Raw genomic sequence first — 21,170 nt, forward strand, 5'->3', positions numbered from 1 at the left:
TTCTTCCTGCTTGTCTACTGCATAATTTTAAAACCATTTTTGTACATTTGCCCATTCAAAAAAGCTATTGATCCCTTTATGAAGATTTTGTTTTTTCAATCCCCGGAGAAGACCCTTTACGCCTTGGAAACCAATGAGGCGTTGAAAAATAATGAACTGGAGAAATTAAACTGGCTTTTCGGAGGCTCCGTTTATTTAAATAAACTGGAGATTTCCGGTGAATTTATTGGCCCCAGAAAGGAAATGATAACTCCCTGGTCTACCAATGCGGTGGAAATCAGTCAAAATATGGGGATAAGTGGGATCCGTAGGATCGAGGCCTTCTACCCATGGATTGAAGGCAGTTCTTTCGATCCTATGCTTCAGAGACATTACAAAGGAGTGGGTCAAGATGTCTATTCAGTAGCCAAAACTCCAGATCCTATTCAGTTTATTGAGGACATTACCTCCTATAATATAAAGGAAGGCCTAGCATTAAATGCTGAAGAGGTAGCCTATTTGGAAGGGGTAAGCAAATCGCTGGACAGGCCATTGACAGACAGTGAAGTATTTGGCTTTAGCCAAGTGAACTCCGAACATTGCAGGCATAAAATCTTCAATGGTACTTTTATCCTGGATGGTGAGGAAAAATCAATGACACTGTTTCAGTTGATAAAGGCAACCTCTAAGGCCAATAAAAATGGAATCGTTTCCGCATACAGTGACAATGTCGCCTTTGTAAAAGGTCCTAAGGCATTGCAATTTGCGCCCAAGTCTTCCGATAAAGCAGATTATTTTGAAACTAAAGAAATAGATACTGTAATTTCATTAAAAGCGGAAACCCATAATTTTCCTACAACAGTAGAGCCATTTAATGGTGCGGCTACGGGCTCAGGTGGGGAAATCAGAGACAGGATGGCAGGTGGAACTGCCTCTATTCCTCTAGCTGGTACAGCAGTTTACATGACTTCTTACCCGAGATCGGAAGCTGGAAGAAGTTGGGAGAAGGACCTTTCAGAGCGAAAATGGCTCTACCAATCTCCCATGGACATCCTTATTAAAGCTTCTAATGGTGCCAGTGACTTTGGTAATAAATTTGGTCAACCAATCATTTGCGGAAGCCTTATGACTTTTGAGCACAATGAGGGCGACTTGCATTGGGGTTTTGATAAGGTAATCATGCAAGCTGGAGGAGTTGGATTTACTGCAGCCCCATATAGTCTTAAGAAAAATCCCGAAAAAGGTGACCGTATAGTCCTTATGGGCGGCGACAATTACAGAATAGGTATGGGGGGTAGTGCTGTATCCTCGCTGAACACTGGGGAACTTAGTCTTTCCTTAGAGATGAATGCCATTCAGCGGTCAAATCCTGAAATGCAGAAAAGAGTATCAAATGTCATCAGAGCTTTGGCTGAAAGTGAGGACAATCCCATCGTATCTATACATGACCATGGAGCAGGTGGCCACTTAAATTGCCTCTCAGAATTGGTGGAGAATACTGGCGGAACCATTGATTTGGAGAGATTACCCGTAGGTGACCCTACCCTTTCTGCCAAAGAAATCATTGGAAATGAGTCCCAGGAAAGAATGGGATTGGTAGTAAAAGATGTTCACATCGACAAAATTAAAAAGATTGCTGACCGAGAAAGAGCGCCATTTTATAATATTGGCCAAACCACTGGGGACATGCAATTCAAATTTGAAAACACCCAGACAGGAGAAAAACCTGTTGATTGGAGTTTGAATCATATGTTTGGGTCTTCCCCAAAAACTGTATTGGTGGACAAAAAGGCCCACCAAGATTTTAAAGCACCAGAATACAATGTTCAGGATTTTGAGCAGTACATAACCAATGTGCTTCAATTAGAAGCAGTGGCTTGCAAAGATTGGCTTACCAACAAAGTAGACAGGTCAGTAACAGGTAGAGTGGCCAAGCAACAAACAACTGGCGAACTTCAGCTCCCGCTCAATAATGTGGCAGTGATGGCCATGGATTACTCTGGAAATAAAGGAATTGCTACTTCTATCGGCCATTCTCCTATTGCCGCACTAGTAAGTCCTGAAGCGGGATCTCGATTGGCAATAGCAGAAGCACTTACCAACTTAATATGGGCACCACTTACCGATGGGCTAAAAGGGGTATCCCTAAGTGCCAATTGGATGTGGCCAGCCAAAAATGAAGGCGAAAATGACAGGTTATACCGAGCAGTTGAATCAACAAGTGATTTTGCTATCGCCTTGGGGATAAACATTCCTACCGGAAAAGACTCCTTGTCTATGACTCAAAAGTACCCAAGTGGGCAGACAGTAAAGTCTCCAGGGACAGTTATCATATCCACAGTAGGTGAATGTTCAGCCATTAATAATGTTATTTCTCCAGCTTTAAAGGCTAGCCCTGGATCAACATTGCTATACATAGATTTGTCGAAGGATGATGCAAAATTAGGTGGTAGTTCCTTTGCTCAATCGCTAAATAAAATTGGCAACGAAGTACCGGACATAAAGGATGCCGCCTATTTCAAAAGTGTCTTTTCGACCATTCAAGGCCTTATTAATCAAAACAAAATACTAGCTGGTCATGACATTTCATCTGGCGGCTTGATCACTACCTTATTAGAAATGTGTTTTCCTAACCAGAATACGGGGATAGACATTCATGCTTCCAATCTTAATGAAAAAGATTTGGTCAAAGCATTGTTTGCAGAAAATCCAGGCTTGGTCATTCAGGTTAATGATGCTGCCGATATTACTACTTTCTTAAATTCACAAGGAATTTCAGCTGTGGAAATTGCAACTGTAAATGCTACAGGGACCATTAAAATTGAGGGTTTAAATAAGTCATGGGAAGTTTCAGCTTTGAGGGATATTTGGTACAAATCTTCTTACCTATTGGATCAACAACAATCTGGTAAAATCCTTGCAAAAGAAAGATTTGAGAATTACAAAAATCAACCTTTACATTATAGTTTCCCTGTAAATTGGAAGGGTACTTATGAAGCACTAGGCTTAGCACCAAACCGAAAAACAGCCACAGGTGCCAAAGCAGCGATTATTCGTGAAAAAGGCGTCAATGGAGACAGAGAGATGGCCTATTCATTGTGGTTAGCAGGGTTTGATGTCAAAGACATCCACATGACAGACCTTATCTCTGGAAGGGAAAATCTTGAGGATGTAAACATGATTGTGTTTGTTGGTGGTTTCTCCAACTCAGATGTGCTTGGTTCTGCCAAAGGATGGGCCGGAGCTTTTCTTTACAATGAGAAAGCTAAGAATGCCTTAGACAATTTTTATGCAAGGAAGGATACCCTCAGCTTAGGTGTGTGCAATGGTTGCCAGTTGATGGTAGCTTTGGACCTTATCAATCCTGAACATGAAAAGAAAACCAAGATGCTTCACAATGACAGCCATAAATTTGAATCTTCATTTGTGAATGTTACCATTCCTGAAAATGATTCCGTCATGTTCGGCACCTTATCAGGTCAACGACTGGGTGTTTGGGTGGCTCACGGTGAAGGTAAGTTTGACTTGCCTGCCAAAAAAGATAGCTACAATTTTGGTATGGAATATTCCTATGAAGCCTATCCAGGCAACCCTAACGGATCAGATCACAATGTAGCAGGCCTGGTATCAAAAGACGGAAGACATCTTGCAATAATGCCGCATATAGAGCGGGCAATTGCTCCTTGGAACTGGCCATATTATCCGGAAGAATTACAGAAAGAAGACGTAAGCCCGTGGATAACTGCTTTTATCAATGCTAAAAACTGGGTTATAGACCATAGTTCTCATTAATCATTTTTAAATAAATTAAAAAAAGCTGGCTTTCTGATTGCTTCAGAAAGCCAGCTTTTTTTTAGTATTCCCTAATCACCCTAAAATCCTGGGGGCAGGATAAAAGCGTATTAAAAAACTTGTTGCATCTTCACTTCCAACCCTTTTTCACCTAATTTCCACTTTTTCGCATTACTGGTTCAGATATTGTAGCCATCAAGTCGTCGCAATAAAAAGTCAACATTATTGTAAGTTTTTAGTTGATTAAGAACAGAAATTATTTTCAGATTCGTTTAAAAACCAATATTTACTATGCAAAACCAACCACTTTTAGAAAAGTTAAAGCTCGATGATTTATTATTAGACAATAGAATTGTCATGGCTCCTATGACAAGAAGCCGAGCAGACAATCAAGAGAAAGCTCCCACTGACATACATGTGAAATATTACACCCAAAGAGCTTCAGCAGGTCTTATTATAACTGAAGGTTCACAAATTTCTCAAGAGGCAGTGGGTTATATCAATACCCCCGGCATCCACACGAAGGCGCAGGTAGAAGGTTGGAAAAAAGTAACAAAGGCTGTTCATGATGAAGGTGGGAAAATTTTTATACAGCTATGGCATGTAGGACGAATTTCGCATCCCGATTTCCATGAAGGAAAACTACCTTTAGCTCCTTCTGCGATAAATCCCAAAGCGAAATCATTTACACCTAAAGGATTTAAGGACACTGTTACTCCTAAAGAAATGTCCCTCCCCGAAATAAAAAAAACCATTCAGGACTTTAAAAATGCAGCTGCCAATGCTTGGGAAGCGGGATTTGATGGTGTAGAAATTCATAGCTCAAATGGTTACTTGTTGCACCAATTCTTTAGCCGTACCTCAAATGTGAGAATGGATGAATATGGAGGAAGTATTCCCAATAGGGCTAAAATCTTATTTGAAATAATAGATGCCATAAAAGAAGTTGTACCAGAGAACCGAATTGGTCTAAGATTGAACCCTTCACTAAATGGAATTTTCGGGATGACCATGGACGAAGAAAGTATCCCTACATTTGACTACATCATAGAACGCCTCAACAGGTATAACCTGGCTTATCTACACCTTTCAGAGCCATTCAATGATGTTTCAGAAATACCTTATGCGGAAACTGAAATCGCCAAAAGGTACCGCCCCCTTTACAAAGGAAAAATAATTATTAATGCAGGCTTTGATCAGCAAAAAGGCAATCAATTTATCTTGGAAGGTTTGGCGGACGCTGTAGCCTATGCCAAGTTATATATTTCAAATCCTGATTTGGTCGAAAGGTTTGCAAAAAACGAAAATTTGGCTCCTTGGGACGAGGCCACTTTTTATACGCCTGGAACAAAGGGCTATACAGACTATCCTAAACTAGAAGAGAAATAGCGTCAATTGAACATTAATTTACTTATTGATTTGAAGGGCCTCACCGTAACTTAATTATGGTGAGGCTTTTTAAAAAATTAATGCTTTTAATTTTAAACACAGATAATCATTTTTTTACCTTTTAACAGACCCTATACTCTTAGAAATTTTCTTCGAAAGGGCTTAGCGGCCAGGGTTGAATTTCAGGAACCAAAAGCAGAAAATTAAGGTTTAATTCCAATACAATTTGATATGAATTATTCAATTTTAGATTTAGCACTACTGAAAGAAGGACACGATGCCACAGACGCTTATAAAAGAGCTTTGGATGTGGCAAGAAAAGCAGAGTCCTGGGGCTACAAGCGATTTTGGTTAGCAGAACATCACAATATGCCTTATGTGGGAAGTTCAGCGCCTACAATTTTAATGGGCCATATTGCGCAAGGAACAAATACTATCAGAGTTGGATCAGGAGGCATTATGCTTCCCAATCACAGCCCCATGATTGTAGCCGAGCAGATCGGAACACTTGATGCACTCTATCCTGGCAGAATAGATCTGGGATTAGGGAGAGCTCCTGGAACTGACCAGAAAACTGCTTCTGTATTAAGAAGAGGAAGAATGCAGACCGTCCAAGAATTCCCTCAAGATTTGGAGGAATTGCAAATGTTTTTTTCTGATGAAAACATTGATTCCCCTGTTCGTGCATACCCTGCTGAAGGACATGAAATACCCCTTTATTTGTTGGGTTCAAGCATGGACAGTGCTTTCATGGCTGCAAAAAAAGGGCTTCCCTACGTTTTCGCAAGTCACTTCGCTCCTGCCTATTTTGCCCAGGCATCAACCTATTATAAACAAAATTTCCAACCTTCTCAACAAAGTAAGCACCCATTTCTAATGGCATGTGTAAATGTAATCGTTGCAGACACGGATGAAGAAGCCGAATATTTGGCCACCTCATTCTACCAAATGGCTTTAGGCATTGTAAGAGGTAGATCCTACCCCTTGTCTCCACCTGTAAAAGATATGGATGAGATTTGGTCCCTTCAGGAAGAAGCAGCCATCAAACAAATGACAAAATTTGCTTTTATTGGGAGTTTTGAAAAAGTCCAAAAAGGCTTAGAAGGCTTTATTGAACAATATGATTTGGACGAGGTGATGGTAACTACGAATATCTATGAGCATGACAAAAGGCTTAAATCACTGGAATACACTGCTAAAGCTTTGAAATCCCTTTCCAAGCAAACCCATTAGTAAGAAAAATTATATTCTTTAAAGAATGAGGATAGGTGATTAACTTCTACCTATCCTTTTTTTATGCCATGAAATTCCAGATTCAAACTACTTAAGTTTTTGGCAAACACTGGTGGAATGTTTATTGCATTTATCCATAAAAATCACCAGTTTGGGAGCAGTTAAATACTTAAACTTACTATATGATCCAAAATACGTGATGGTTTTTCCATTGCCTGTTTCGGGTTTATCAATTGAACTAATTACCATTAAATGAACCCATGATGAAAAATTTGCTCCTTTTGTTTTTTGTATTCACCTCTGTTTTTGTATCCCAGGGGGAGAGCAAAAACCCACTTGGAACTGTTGTGATCACCTCCGACAAAGATATAACCCAAGTCCACAGCAATGAAAAAGGGGAATTGATCGTAAACGTATCACCAAATGACATCCTTAAATTCAAAGAAAATAAATTGGTCAAGTACAGTGACTTTGGTGCCAAAGGTGATGGAAAGACCGATGATATAGAAGCTATCGCCGGAGCGCATGCCTACGCGAATGAGCATTCCCTAAAAGTAAAAGCAGATGATGGAGCGAGCTATTATATAGGAAAAAAAGATAGAACAGCCTATATCCAGACAGACACTGATTTCGGGACAGCTACTTTTATAATTGACGACACCAACGTTGACAACCTTAAGGCTGCTGTTTTCACCGTTAATTCCAACTTGAAACCTTTCAAACTTGAGGGGATAGCCACTCTCAAAAGAAATCAGAAAAAAATTAATGCATCCTTACCCGGAACATCGCTGATTACTGTATCCAACTCTAATGTAAAACATTACATAAGGTATGGAAGTAACCAAGACAATGGTTCTGCACAATCAGATATATTTATTGTTGATAAGAACGGTAAAGTAGATATGGATGCTCCCATTATTTGGGACTTTGATGAAATCACGGAAATAATGGCTCTTCCTATAGATGAAGAAACGCTAACAATCACTGGTGGACATTTCATCACAATCGCCAACAAAGCGGAATCGAAATACAACTATTACAGTCGAAACCTACTTGTAAACCGCTCTAATGTAATTATCGACGGACTTGAACACAAGGTAACAGGAGAAGGCGAACATGGTGCTCCTTATGGGGGGTTTTTAAGTATTAGAAACTGTTCTTATGTAACGGTTAAAAACACCATCCTTACCGGACATAAAACCTACTCTACCATTGGGTCGGCTGGAAACCCAGTCACCATGGGCACCTATGATATACTCGTTGGCAATGCCCTAAATGTTTCCTTCATTAATTGTAGCCAAACGAATGACATCGATGACCGAGATTATTGGGGAATAATGGGGTCTAATTACTGTAAGAACCTGCTATTTGACAATTGTACCTTTTCTAGATTTGATGCACACAAAGGGGTTGCAAATGCCACTATTAGAAATTCCACTTTAGGTCATATGGGCATCAATGCCATTGGCAGCGGTACACTTCTTGTAGAAAATTCTACATTACGGGGAAGAAGTATAGTCAACCTTCGCTCCGACTATGGAAGTACCTGGCAAGGCGAGTTGATTATCCGCAACTGTGTTTTCATTCCAAACGGGGGTAAATCAAGCAGCGCAGCCTTAATTAGTGGGTCTTACTCAGGCCAACATAATTTTGGATACACCAGTTATATGCCCGAAAAGATCACTATAGAAAACCTTCAAATCGATGATTCCAATCATCCAGAGGACTATAATGGCCCTGTTATTTTCACCAACTTCAATTCTAAGAATACAAACGCGTCCTATCAGGAAAAGTACCCTTATGTTTTATCCAAAAAGGTTATTCTTAAAGATGTCACCACAAAAAGTGGCAAAGAAATAAGGTTAAGTGAAAATTCATTTATGTTTAACGAAATCAAAGTAATTAGGAAATAAAATAACTAGTCACCATTGTTTTCGGTCTTTCATTCGGCTTGATTATCTCTTGATGGATCTAAGGTAATCCAAAAGGGTCACTACCACCAGAATGGTTAACCTTATTTTACCATTTAGAAACCACACTATTCATCTAGCCTATCAATTGTAAGGATTAGTCAAAAAGGCCTTTTGACCAGCATTTATTTCAAAAACTCATATAGGGATCCTACGTGAGTTTTTTTATGCCCTCCTTGTTCCACTGATTCAACGGGAATAGGGCTTGGAATTTATAAACATTATCCTAAAAAAAGGCCTATTGAAACTACTATAACCGTTTATTATGCAAGTTATACCTAACCCTACCAATATTTGCTAAATTACCCCTAACTCTATTTTTTAAAATTAATTCGGGAAATATTTACTTTTTTTTAATCCCTATTGGATTCATAGAAAAATCCAAAGTCGATTTTGAAAAAAGCAATTAAACACAATTAAAAGCTATTTTTTCTTTGTATATTAATAAATCACCTCACAAGGAAACCAGTTAAATAAATTTCAACCCTTTCATCACAGCCTTTATTGGAATACTTTTTGATTAACTGATAAATCAAATCATTCAAATGGTCAATTATAAACAAATCAGACCATAAGGATAATAAAATTTTATATAAATAATGAGACTAATTAAATCAATTTTCAACGAGAACATTTTGTTGATTCCGATAATCTTAATGATTTCTTCGGTAAATTATTCTTGCGACAGTAAAGGAGAACAGGTAGAAGTAGAAACACTTTCATTACCTGTTACTACTGTTCAAAAAGATTCTGCAGTCACTACTTTTGAATACCTGGGAGCAATTGAAGGCAAGGTAAACGTTGAAATTCGTCCACAAGTTGAGGGCTTATTGGATAAGATACATGTAGATGAAGGAGATTTTGTAGAAAAAGGGCAGCTTTTATTCAGTATTAATTCCCTGCCTTATGTTGAGCGTCTCAAAAATGCACAAGCTGCAGTAGAGGTTGAAAAAGCAAAACTCGAAAATGCCAAGATTGAGATGGAGAGGCTCCAACCTTTAATTGACCATGAAGTCATCTCGGAGGTGCAAATGAAAACGGCACAATCGAATTATGAAGTAGCGAAGGCATCACTTTCTCAAGCAGAAGCATTGAAAGGTACCAGTCAAATAGACATGCAATTTACACAAATAAAAGCTCCTGTGAGTGGCTATATTGGCCTAATCCCAATGAGAGTAGGCAATCTATTGTCTAAAGGAGACGATGAACCAATAACTACACTATCAGAAATTAGCGAGGTCTATGTTTATTTTGCAATGAGTGAATCCAACTACTTGTTTTACAAGAGGATGAAAGAAGATTCAACCGCTCGTAGGCTAAATCCCAATGTAAAATTGATCTTAGCGGATGGAACCATTCATTCAGAGGAAGGAATAATTGATGCGGATGCCGGACAGATAGACCGTAACACAGGTGCCATTACATTAAGGGCAAAATTCAACAATCCTGACAAACTTTTGAGAAGTGGAAACACAGGTAAAATTATTTTGGAACAAGTACATCCTAATGTTTTGATGGTTCCTCAAGAATCAATCACAAAAATTCAGGACAAAAACTTTGTCTTTCTCCTAAAAGCTGACAGCACGGTAAAAAGACAGGAGGTAAATATTTCAGGCAAAGCCGGTCAAAACTATATTTTGAAGGAGGGTGATCTTTCTGAGGGAGAAACCATTATTCAATCAGGTGTCAATAAAATTAAAGATGGGATGAAAGTGGAAGGCTACCAATTGACAGCTACTCCTTAAGTTCCCCACTTTGAGGATTAAAATTTAACTACCACCAACTTTTAGATGTATGATTAAGAAAATAATCGACAGGCCTGTCCTGGCCTCTGTTATTTCAATATTAATAGTTCTCGCTGGGCTGATCAGTTTGATGCGCCTCCCAGTGACCAGATTCCCGGACATTGCCCCACCAAGTGTAAATGTTGGTGTAAGTTATCCCGGAGGAAATGCTGAAACGGTAGCCAAGTCTGTATTGTTACCATTAGAGGAAGCCATAAACGGTGTAGAGAACATGACCTACATTCGTTCCAAAGCCACCAACTCCGGAAGAGGAAGTATCAATATATTTTTCAAACCAGGAACAGATCCAGACATTGCTGCCGTGAATGTCCAGAATAGTATTTCTAGAGAAATCGGCGAGCTCCCTCCTGAAGTAATCCAAGAAGGAATTTCGGTGGTGAAGCGGCTAAGTGGCAATATAATGACGATCAACATTATAGCCACAGAAGAAGATTCTCCCTATGATGAAACTTTTATCCAGTCCTATTCCAGGATAAATGTAAAGCGAGAACTTTTAAGGGTAGAAGGGGTCGCCCAGGCTTCATTCGTTGGGAGAAGAACCTATGCCATGAGGGTATGGCTAAATCCCGAGAAACTTGCCCTCTATGGGCTTGTTCCCCAAGACGTAACCAATCAAATCAATGATCAAAATTTTGAAGCAGCCCCGGGTCGTTTTGGAGAAACTTCTGATGAGATCTTTGAAACCATTATTAAACACAAAGGCCGCTTCAGTACTCCTGAGGAGTATGAGAACATAGTTATAAAATCCAACAAAGATGGCTCTATACTCTATCTGAGAGACATTGCCAGGGTAGAGCTCGGCGCCTCAAACATGGGTAGTGACAACACCGTGAATGGTAAAGCTGCCGCTACGATAAATATAACACAGACCAGTGATTCAAATGCCAAAGAAATAGATCAGAAAATCAGGGAGGCAATGGAGAGAATTTCCAAAAATTTCCCTGAGGGAATCACTTATGAAATATCCTATTCAGTAAGAAATCAAATAGATGAATCTATAGACCAGGTAGTACACACCATCATTGAAGCATGTATTCTGGTATTCATTGTTGTATTTATTTTTTTACAGGATTTAAGATCAACCATTATTCCTGCCATTGCCATTCCCGTTTCGTTAATTGGTACCTTCTTCTTTTTACAACTACTCGGTTTCTCAGTCAATGTCCTTACGATGTTTGCACTGGTGCTTGCCATTGGTATCGTAGTGGATGATGCTATTGTGGTAGTAGAGGCGGTACACCATAAGATGACCCATGATAAAATGCCTGCAAAAAAGGCTACCATTGCGGCCATGAAGGAAATATCAACGGCAATTATTTCCATTACCATTGTTATGGCGGCTGTATTCGTACCAGTAGGGTTTATGGAGGGACCTGTGGGCTTATTTTACCGACAGTTTGCTTACACCTTGATTTTCGCAATTCTTATTTCTGCTTTAAATGCCTTGACTTTGAGCCCCGTTTTATGTGCTTTATTGTTGAAGCCCGCAAAAGAATATGAAGATAAATCGGCTAGCAAATTTTCTCGCATCAAACATAGGGTTTTTACTGCTTTTGAAACTGGGTTTGACGCCTTCACCAATAAATATGTGGGATCGGTCACCTATTTACTTCATAAAAAATGGATACCGCTCAGTGCTTTGGTCGTATTGCTGACGCTGACGGTTATAATGTTTAGAAGTACACCTAGTGCTTTTATACCAGCAGAAGACGATAGTTTTCTAACCTATTCCCTCACCATGCCTCCTGGATCCTCTTTGCATAGAACTTCCGGGCCGATGTACCAGGTTGATTCCATACTTAGAAAGCACCCAGCCGTAAAGAGTGTCAATAGTATTTCAGGATTTAATGTAATGGAAAATGCACCAAGCCCCTCTTTTGGGATGGGTTATATCAACCTTCAGCCTATAGCTGAACGTGGAGAAACCCAGGAAATCAATTCTTTAATTTCTGAATTAATTAGAGAATTGTCCCATATTCCTGAAGCTGAAATCAATGTATTTGCAAGACCAACTGTTCAGGGTTTTGGTGAATTCTCGGGTCTGGAAATGATTATTCAGGACCGTGTTGGTGAAAGCTTTATCGACTTCAACCAAGAAGCAGATAAATTTATCGCAGCTGTAAATGAAAGACCTGAAATCGAAAAGGCATTTACGACTTTCAATGCAAATTTCCCACAATATCAAATGAACATTGATTATGTAAAAGCTAAGAACATGGGAGTCAGTGTGCGAGACATGATGAAATCTGTGCAGGCTTACTTTGGAAGGTTGCAGTCTGGTGACTTTAACCGATTTGGCCGACAGTATAGAATTTTTGTTCAAGCGGATATTCCTTATAGGACAGAGAAGAAATCTTTGGATGCGATTTTCGTGAGAAATAACGTTGGAGAAATGGTACCAGTAAATACGATGGTCACACTTGAAGAGGTGAATGGGCCTGAAATAGTAAATCGTTACAATTTATTTAATTCGATCACCGTCAACGCCACCCCTGCGGAAGGCTACAGTTCAGGGGATGCTTTAGATGCCATAGAAGCCATTGCCGCAGAACTTCCTACCAACTATAGTTACGAATGGACGGGAATGAGTTTGGAAGAGAAAGAATCAGGTATTCAGACAGCGATTATCTTCATCTTGAGTATCGTATTTGTATTCTTCCTACTGGCAGCCCAATATGAAAGTTACCTACTGCCTTTTGCGGTGTTGCTATCTATACCTTGTGGGCTTTTAGGTGTATTTGTCGCTATAAATCTTGCAGGGATTGACAACAATATATATGTGCAGGTTAGTATTATCATGCTGATAGGACTATTAGCCAAAAATGCCATATTGATTGTTGAATTTGCCGCTCAAAAAAGGAAGCAAGGCATGAGCATTTTCGATGCTGCTGTAGAAGCTGCTCGATTACGAATCAGGCCAATTATCATGACCTCTTTTGCGTTCATCGCAGGGTTAATCCCTTTGATGAGAACTGTAGGAGCATCGGCACAGGGAAACAAATCGGTAAGTATTGGCGCAGCTGGAGGAATGCTCTTCGGGGTAATTCTGGGTATTTTTATCATCCCTACCCTCTATATGGTTTTCCAGTATCTGCATGAAAAAACCAGAAGAAAATCAGGTAAAAATAATCCTGTCGAAGCTTAAAATTTGAAAATATGTCATTCAAAAATAAATTAAAATACGCTTCCCTACCAGCTCATTCGATTATATTATTGGTAATCATGACCTTATGGGGGTGCAAATCAGGAGAAAATTATGTACAACCAAACTTAAACCTTCCTGACGCATTTAAGTCTTTTTCTTCCGACGAATCAGACAACCTTACAAGAGACACCACTAACATAGGAAAAGTGGAATGGAGGATGTTTTTCGAAGACACGACCTTGCTGCAATTGATCGATGATGGGTTGAGCAATAACCTTTATTTAAAGCAAATTGAAAAGGAAAGTGAAATAGCCAATGAATCTTTTAAGCAATCAAAAGCAAACTTCTTACCCCAAATAACAGCCGTACTAGAAAAAAGAGAGGATCGTTATTCGCGAAATTCTTCCACTAGAGAAAGTGTCAATTTCTATGGCGATACAAATTCACCCAACCAATGGTATGTAACCAGGGCCAGCAATATGGCTGCACTGCAGTCTAGTTGGGAAATAGATTTATGGGGAAAACTAAGACGCCTAAAGGAGGCTAATTTAGCCCAATGGGAACAAAGGAATGCCTATACCAAAGCAGTAAAAACGGACGTTGTCGCTGAAATCGCTACCTCCTATTATAAATTACTTATGCTGAAAGAACAGCAACAAGTTGCTGAATACAATTTAAGGTTGAATGACTCTACGCTAAGTATTGTAAAACTTCAGTACCGAGCAGGTGAAGTGTCTTCTTTGGCGATTACACAAACAGAATCCCAAAAATTGATCTCCGCATCATTAGTACCTCAAATAGAGCGTGAACTTGAAGTGCAAAAAAACAAGCTGAATGAATTATTGGGCGAGTACCCTAAAGAATCCATTGATGTTCAAAGAGGTTTGGGTGACACCAGGTTACTAAGTGAAGTAGCTGTGGGGGTACCACTGGAACTTATTAAAAATAGACCAGATGTCTATGCTGCTGAATTGGCTTTGGTTGAGGCAAATGCTCAGGTAGGCGTCTCTCAAGCCATGCGCTACCCTTCCCTTTCTTTGAATGCCCAGCTGGGTTATGATGCGATAAACCTGTCCAACATCACGAATCCCAGCTCGCTGTTTGGAGTCTTTATTGGGTCACTTACACAGCCTATCTTTCAAAACAGAAAATTAAAAACGAGGTACAGAATATCTCTCTCGGAAAGAGACATAGCTGAACTTGCCTTCCGAGAGAAAGTGATTCAGGCGGTAGCTGATGTATCCAATGGAATGATCACTATCCAAAAATTGGAAGAAGAATATGAATTGGCTGAAAGACGGCTAACCAACGCTAGAAAAGCTGTGAAGGAATCCTATTTATTATTTAGCAGTGGGTATGCCACCTATTTAGAGGTCATCAATGCCCAAAGCAATGCATTAGAAAGTGAACTGTATATGGTAGATGTCAAAATGCAAATGCTGGTAGCAAATATAGAATTATACCGAAACCTTGGAGGTGGTTGGAACTAAGTTAGCAGCTTGGTTTTCAAAAAAGTGAATTCAGAAAAATGTTAACATTGGCTGAATCAAAACAGCTTTATTGATTCTTTATCAAACTATTTAATTCACCAAGTATAGCTCCAAATGAAGTATACTTGGTGAATTTATAGTACCCCTTAATTTTTTAATTTAAACTACTTCTTTTAAGCTGCTTATCCACATTTATCGCAACCACAGCCGGTCTGCGGTTTAGCTGACTTGCGAAACCAGGTTCTGTAAACCCAGCCACCTATAACGGTGATAAATAAAACGAAAACCAATACTTCTTGCCACATAACCTAAGAGAATATTTGATAAGTTGCTAAAGCACCTAAATAGGCAATAATCGTCATGAAAATAGTCTGTAGAATTGGCCATTTCCAACTCTTTGTTTCCCTATAAACCACGGCTACAGTACTCATACACTGCATCGCCAAGGCATAAAACACCATCAAGGAGAACCCTGTAGCCCTGTCAAACACTTTTTCGCCAGTATCTGCATGCACTTGTTTTTCCAGCTTTTGTCTGATCGTTAATTCATCCTCCACTTCTTCTCCAACACTGTATATTGTAGCCACGGTTGCCACAAATACTTCTCTGGCTGCAAAGGAAGTTAGCAGCGCAATGCCTATTTTCCAGTCATAACCTAAAGGTCGAATGGCTGGTTCTATAGCCTTTCCTAAGATTCCTATATAAGATGACTCCAATTCCTTTGAAGCATACATATGCATTAATTCTTCTTTCTCGCTGTCTGTTGCTTTCTCCAACATGGCTATTTTTTCGGCCTCCACAGCTTCCATTCTTCCTGATGGTCCATAACTAGCCAAAACCCACAAAACAATGGAAATTGCCAAAATCACTTTACCTGCTTCGAGAACAAATATTTTAGACTTATTGAACATGGTCATCAATACAGTTTGCAGTCGTGGCATTCTGTAAATTGGCAGGTCCGTCATCAAGAAACTTTTCTCTTTCGTTTTAATGATAAATTTAAGCGCAAAGGCTCCTAGCAAGGTGAAAGCAGTCCCAAAAAGGTACATGACCAAAAGCGCAATTGCTTGAAAATTAATACCCATCCAAGCTTCATCAGGCACCGTCAATCCTATCAAAATTATGTAGACTGGCAATCGTGCAGAACAACTCATCCAAGGAGTCACCAAAATGGTTATTAGACGTTCTTTGCTGTTGCTAATGTTTCTACTGGCCATTATACCTGGAATGGCACAAGCCATTCCTGAGATCAAAGGCACCACACTTTTACCATGCAATCCAAATGGGCGCATGATACGGTCCATAAGAAATACCACCCTTGAGAAGTAACCAGTATCTTCCAGGAAAGCCAAAAAACCGAACAATAGGGCTATTTGGGGGATAAAAATCACTACTCCTCCAATACCTGTTATGATTCCTTCTGCCAATAAATTGGTGAAGACCCCGGGGGGCAACGTTTCTACCACCCAACTGCTTAAAGAAGCAAAAGTGCTATCTATAAAATCCATTGGTGCCTCAGCCCAGGCAAATATGGCCTGAAAAATAAGCAACATGATACCAAAAAAGGTTACGTATCCCCAAATTGGATGGAGAAAAATAGCATCCAATTTGCCATGAAATTTTCGTGGCTCATTTGTTCCCGAAAGTACAGATTTGCTAAGCAGCTCCTTTATTTTTCGGTATCTGTCAGTAGTTTCTTTTGTCTGCTGTTCCTGCGTATCAAAATTAAATGCAGAGGCACGATCTTCTAACCACAACTTTTTTTCCTCAGGTAAAGTAGGATCAAAAGAAGCGAAGATTAATTGTTGAAAAGCCTGATAAGGCTGGCTAAAACCAAATTTTTCTTGAACTTCTTCTAGCAACTCAGGGAATTCCAGTTCATGGAAAGGTTTCCCAACGACAAATTTATCATCAACAAACAAAGACTTTACCGTGTCTAACCCTTGATTGTTTCTTGCATCTGTCATGACCAGAGGAACTCCTAACTCCTGATACAAGGCAAATGTTTTTATGTTTAAGCCCCTTTTTTCTGCCAAATCTTTCATGTTGATCACGAAAGCAATCGGTATTCCCAAATCCATTACTTGTGTACCCAGCAATAGGCTTCTCTCCAAATTACAGGCATCTAAAATCACTAGCGCAGCATCAGGTTTATCCTCTCCTTGGCCGTTGAGGACTTTATGCGCAATTACCTCATCCTCAGATTTGGGTAAAAGGCTATAGGTACCTGGCAAATCTATTAGTTCAAATCGCTGCTCACCGCTTTGGAAATAACCAACCATTTTATCAACAGTCATTCCAGGATAATTGCCAATTTTTTGGCTTAAGCCTGTGAGTTGGTTAAAAATACTTGACTTTCCAACATTTGGATTACCAATTATGGCAACTCTTCGTGTGCCCAATTTTTCTGCTATTTCCATTCGCTATTCTGCTTTCAAATGAATCAGATCAGCCTCCTCTATTCTTAAGGCAAGTATATTTCCGTCTATGATAAATGCCATGGGGCCATTAAAAGGAGCCTTTTTCAATAAGCTAATTTTTTTACCTGGCAAAACCCCCATTTCCATCATCCTCACCAAAAGGTTTGAACTGGTTATGCTGGCAATTTCGTGTACCGTATTGTTATTCAGTCGTGCTGCAGTCATGGGGATTCGGTTTTAAATACTAATCTGCATCTTTGATTTCAATGCGCAATTTTAACATAATTTTCTCGGAAAAATAAGGATTTTCGCCTTTATTTAGATTGAATAAATTATGTTGCCTGTAAGCTTATAACCAATAAATACAGCTTGTAAGTTCGCGAGAAGGGAAAGCATTGCAAAAAAAATCAAAACATGACAAAAATCAACTGAAATTCAGTGAAAGTAAAACCCTTAAAAATTCGCTTTTATTAAAATAATCAAAACAAGATGCTAGGTTCATTCGTGCTTATCTTTAAGCAAACATTTAGAATTTCAATTAAAGAATAGGGCTTAAAATTAGTAAAAGCACGCTTAGGTAATTAATGTCACAGTATTCCCGCCAATTTTAAGCTAGCTTTATGTTCAACAAAGCGCTTAGGGTGGTTGAATAAATAGAACAGAGATTGCTTTACGTAGGTGAGCAGCCAGTTAAACCATTTCAATGGTATGGTTTTGCCTAATTTAATCTTGGCACCTTATTGGCACCTTATATAAGTTCATTAAAATTAAGGATTCAATTTTCTAAATTAAATCTGAAGATCAATAAAATTTATAACGATATGTTTTTCGAACGTGTATATGATAAGAGTTTAGCACAGGCAAGTTATGTAATTGGATGTCAAGCTGGAGGTATTGCTGCAGTAATAGATCCTAAAAGGGATGTAGATACTTACTTGAAAATTGCTGAAGAAAACAATTTTACGATTACCAAAATCTTAGAAACCCACATCCATGCGGATTTTTTATCGGGATCTCGGGAATTGGCAGCTTTAACAGGGGCAGAAATGTACCTTTCAGATATGGGGGGTGAAGATTGGCAGTATGAGTTTCCTCATAAAAAAATCATCCACGGAGACCATATAATGCTCGGAAACTTAGATTTTGGTGTGATAGCTACTCCAGGCCATACGCCTGAGAGCTTAAGTTTTCTTTTGACTGACAAGGCTGCAACTGATGCACCTGTCATGGTTTTTACAGGGGATTTTGTTTTTGTAGGAGATGTCGGAAGGCCGGATTTATTAGAGCAGGCCGCCGGAGTAAAGGGCAGTCAGGAAATAGGTGCTGCACAAATGTTTGATTCGCTTCATAAATTTCAAAAAAACCCAGAATTCATTCAACTCTGGCCTGGACATGGTGCAGGTTCAGCTTGTGGTAAAGCACTTGGTGCTGTTCCCTCAAGTACTATTGGTTATGAAAAAATAAGGAATTGGGCCTTTCAGTTATTGGACGATGAAGCGACTTTCACTAAGACTTTACTTGAGGACCAACCAGAACCTCCACGCTATTTTGCTAAAATGAAAGAACTCAATAAAATTGAGCGCAAACTGCTTACCAAAGTACCAGAAATCAAACACTTGTCAATCGACCTATTTAGAGACAAGGTCCTCGGTCAAATGCCAATAATAGACACCAGACCTCCTGAGGCTTTTGCGAAGGGCTATTTGAAGGGAAGTGTTAACATTGAAAACAATGATTCCATTGCCACCTGGATGGGTTGGTTTATGGATTATGACCTTCCATTCGCCCTCATTGCTGAGTCACATGAATTGGAAAACTTGTCGAGAAAACTGATGAGAATTGGTCTTGATGATGCCTTTGGTTACATCAGTGCTGATGAATTAAAAACTGCAGAAAACAGCAATTTAAAAACCTATACTCCAATCGATAAGAAAGAGGTTCAGGACAAAATTTTCAACCACAATGCTCAGGTTATAGATGTCAGGAGCGCTACAGAATTTAAAGACGGTCATATAGAAGGCGCAAAAAACATATTCGTAGGGAAACTTCAGCAGAACCTAGAGGAGGTAAGTAAAGATCAGCCGATTATCGTTCATTGCCTTTCAGGCAGCAGGGCTGCTATTGCTTATTCGATATTGAAAGCCAATGGTTTTGAAAATGTTTTTAACTATGCAGGCGGTTGGAAAGACTGGCAGAAAAATTAAATTCAGGAGATAAAAGAGCATGGGTAGTAAAAGAGTCTCTTCACAGGACACAGCTATGGTAAATTTCAATCAGAAGTAAAGTAAATTCTAATTCTTGTTTTTAAAACAAGAATTAGTTAACTGCAAAATAAAAACACTGTTTACTTTATACTTTTTAATTGGATATTTAGTTAACAGTTTATAATATAAACCCAATGAAAACTACCATAAATCAACTTGCCAAAGAAATGGCACAATTGGAAGAGGCTTTACTACAAACTACCCATGAGTTTGATGTTTATTTGGACACTCTTCCTGAATCTCAGATTGTTTCTGCCACCAATTTAATTCAATACCTGTATTTCAGAAGTAAGGATAGAAAAACATTGCAGGAACATCTTCACTACTATGGATTTTCTGCCCTTTCCAATTCTGAAAATCATCTTCATAGGCAAATACAAACGATAAGAGAACGTTTAGGTCATGTCTATTCAGAAGCGGCTCTGAACCCATGCACTTATAAATTTAGCAGGAAGAAACTAGAACACAACAGCAAACGCTTGTTTGGTAAACCAATGCAAGAGAAAATGCCCTCCGTTATGGTCACATTTGCTACAGATTTTGCCGATAACGCTGATCTTGTGGAAAGGCTCCTACTCAACGGCATGCAAGTAGCACGCATCAATTGTGCACATGACAATGAAAAGGTTTGGAAGGCGATGATCAAACAGGTCAAAACAGCTGAGAAAAAAACAGGAAAGTCCTGTAAAATATACTTTGACCTAGCCGGACCAAAAATCAGAACTTGCCTATTGGCCAAAGGAAAAGAAGAAGGAAAGGTTAAGGTACATGAGGGTGATATCATTTGGTTAGCAGAAACCAATAAAGGGTTTTCAGCTGAAGACATAGTGATAAGCCCCAATGAACCTGGAATAATTTCTTTTTTAAAAGAGAAGCAAAGGGTATTTATCGATGATGGTGAAATCAGTGGTATTGTGACCAAGGTGGAACAAGGAAAAGTGGCTGTAGCGTTGCTTCGTGTTGCCTCCAAAAAAGGGAAGATAAAATCAGAGAAAGGAATTAATTTCCCCGATACCCCTATGAATATCCCCTCCCTGACGGATTATGACAAAGCCTGTTTACCCTTTATATGCAAAAATGCAGATTTAGTGGGCTATTCCTTTGTAAAAACACCAGGTGATGTAACCAAACTAACCAATGAGCTAAAAAAACTTTCACCTAAAAAACCTCTTCCCATCATTTTAAAAATAGAAACGCCTGAGTCTGTTAGAAACCTGCCCTCTCTTTTACTTGAGGCGATGAAAAATCCACCATTTGGAATCATGATTGCACGAGGAGATTTGGCCGTCGAGATTGGGTTTGGGCGCATGGGGGAAATTCAAGATCAGATTTCTTGGATATGTGAAGCAGCTCATGTACCAGTAGTTTGGGCAACTCAAGTGCTCGAAACCCTTCAAAAATCGGGCATGCCCACCCGCTCGGAGATCACGGATGCAGGACAGGCTTCCTTGGCAGAATGTATCATGATCAATAAAGGCAATCACACCATTCGGGTATTGAAAACACTCAAGGAGATCATGCTTAGAACAGCCGGACATAGGACTAAAAAAAGGTTTATTTTTCGTCCATTAAGTATCGCAATCGACTTTATAGATTCCAATAACATCTATAGATTGGAGCCAATCCCAGAGCGAAAGTAGGGTTCCCATTGCCTCCTACTTTTGATCGGTACAGGGTACTTTA

The 21,170-nt window shown here is 39.3% G+C and carries 11 protein-coding genes; 9 read left to right on the forward strand and 2 right to left on the reverse strand.

Annotation, left to right across the window (positions count from 1 at the left end; all coding sequences use genetic code 11):
• Positions 1-78 precede the first annotated feature (78 nt).
• The 7 genes from purL (at position 79) to AAC073_RS15760 (ending at position 14,803) form a co-directional block, all read left to right on the forward strand.
• Complete coding sequence (purL, locus tag AAC073_RS15730) at positions 79-3,771, forward strand: phosphoribosylformylglycinamidine synthase (RefSeq protein ID WP_339924742.1); 3,693 nt, start codon at positions 79-81, stop codon at positions 3,769-3,771.
• 291 nt (positions 3,772-4,062) lie between these two features.
• Positions 4,063-5,160, forward strand: coding sequence for an alkene reductase (locus AAC073_RS15735; protein WP_339924743.1), 1,098 nt, complete (start codon positions 4,063-4,065; stop codon positions 5,158-5,160).
• 231 nt (positions 5,161-5,391) lie between these two features.
• The gene (locus tag AAC073_RS15740) at positions 5,392-6,393 is read left to right on the forward strand and encodes an LLM class flavin-dependent oxidoreductase (RefSeq protein WP_339924744.1); all 1,002 of its coding nucleotides are present in this window, start codon (positions 5,392-5,394) and stop codon (positions 6,391-6,393) included.
• Between the two features lie 260 nt (positions 6,394-6,653).
• Positions 6,654-8,306, forward strand: a complete 1,653-nt coding sequence (locus tag AAC073_RS15745) for a hypothetical protein (RefSeq protein ID WP_339924745.1) — start codon at positions 6,654-6,656, stop codon at positions 8,304-8,306.
• 656 nt (positions 8,307-8,962) lie between these two features.
• Positions 8,963-10,108 (forward strand): efflux RND transporter periplasmic adaptor subunit, encoded by a 1,146-nt coding sequence (locus AAC073_RS15750; RefSeq protein ID WP_339924746.1) that lies wholly within the window; start codon positions 8,963-8,965, stop codon positions 10,106-10,108.
• A gap of 49 nt (positions 10,109-10,157) precedes the next feature.
• Entirely contained in the window at positions 10,158-13,313 is a 3,156-nt protein-coding gene (locus tag AAC073_RS15755) for an efflux RND transporter permease subunit (protein WP_339924747.1), read from the forward strand.
• Positions 13,314-13,324: 11 nt separating this feature from the next.
• Positions 13,325-14,803, forward strand: coding sequence for an efflux transporter outer membrane subunit (locus AAC073_RS15760; RefSeq protein ID WP_339924748.1), 1,479 nt, complete (start codon positions 13,325-13,327; stop codon positions 14,801-14,803).
• Between the two features lie 308 nt (positions 14,804-15,111).
• On the opposite strand, the gene feoB is transcribed toward AAC073_RS15760, so the two are convergent.
• Positions 15,112-17,223 carry a ferrous iron transport protein B gene (gene feoB / locus AAC073_RS15765; RefSeq protein ID WP_339924749.1) on the reverse strand — a complete coding sequence of 704 codons (2,112 nt, stop codon included), beginning with the start codon at positions 17,221-17,223 and terminating at the stop codon, positions 15,112-15,114.
• A gap of 3 nt (positions 17,224-17,226) precedes the next feature.
• Complete coding sequence (locus tag AAC073_RS15770; RefSeq protein WP_339924750.1) at positions 17,227-17,448, reverse strand: FeoA family protein; 222 nt, start codon at positions 17,446-17,448, stop codon at positions 17,227-17,229.
• A gap of 596 nt (positions 17,449-18,044) precedes the next feature.
• On the opposite strand from AAC073_RS15770, the gene AAC073_RS15775 reads away from it, so the two are divergent.
• Both AAC073_RS15775 and AAC073_RS15780 read left to right on the forward strand, forming a co-directional pair.
• A complete protein-coding gene (locus AAC073_RS15775; protein ID WP_339924751.1) occupies positions 18,045-19,427 on the forward strand; it encodes an MBL fold metallo-hydrolase in 1,383 nt (460 codons plus the stop codon).
• 194 nt (positions 19,428-19,621) lie between these two features.
• Positions 19,622-21,127 carry a pyruvate kinase gene (locus AAC073_RS15780; RefSeq protein ID WP_339924752.1) on the forward strand — a complete coding sequence of 502 codons (1,506 nt, stop codon included), beginning with the start codon at positions 19,622-19,624 and terminating at the stop codon, positions 21,125-21,127.
• The last annotated feature ends 43 nt before the right edge of the window (positions 21,128-21,170 follow it).

Source organism: uncultured Cyclobacterium sp., assembly GCF_963977555.1.
Classification (GTDB): domain Bacteria; phylum Bacteroidota; class Bacteroidia; order Cytophagales; family Cyclobacteriaceae; genus Cyclobacterium.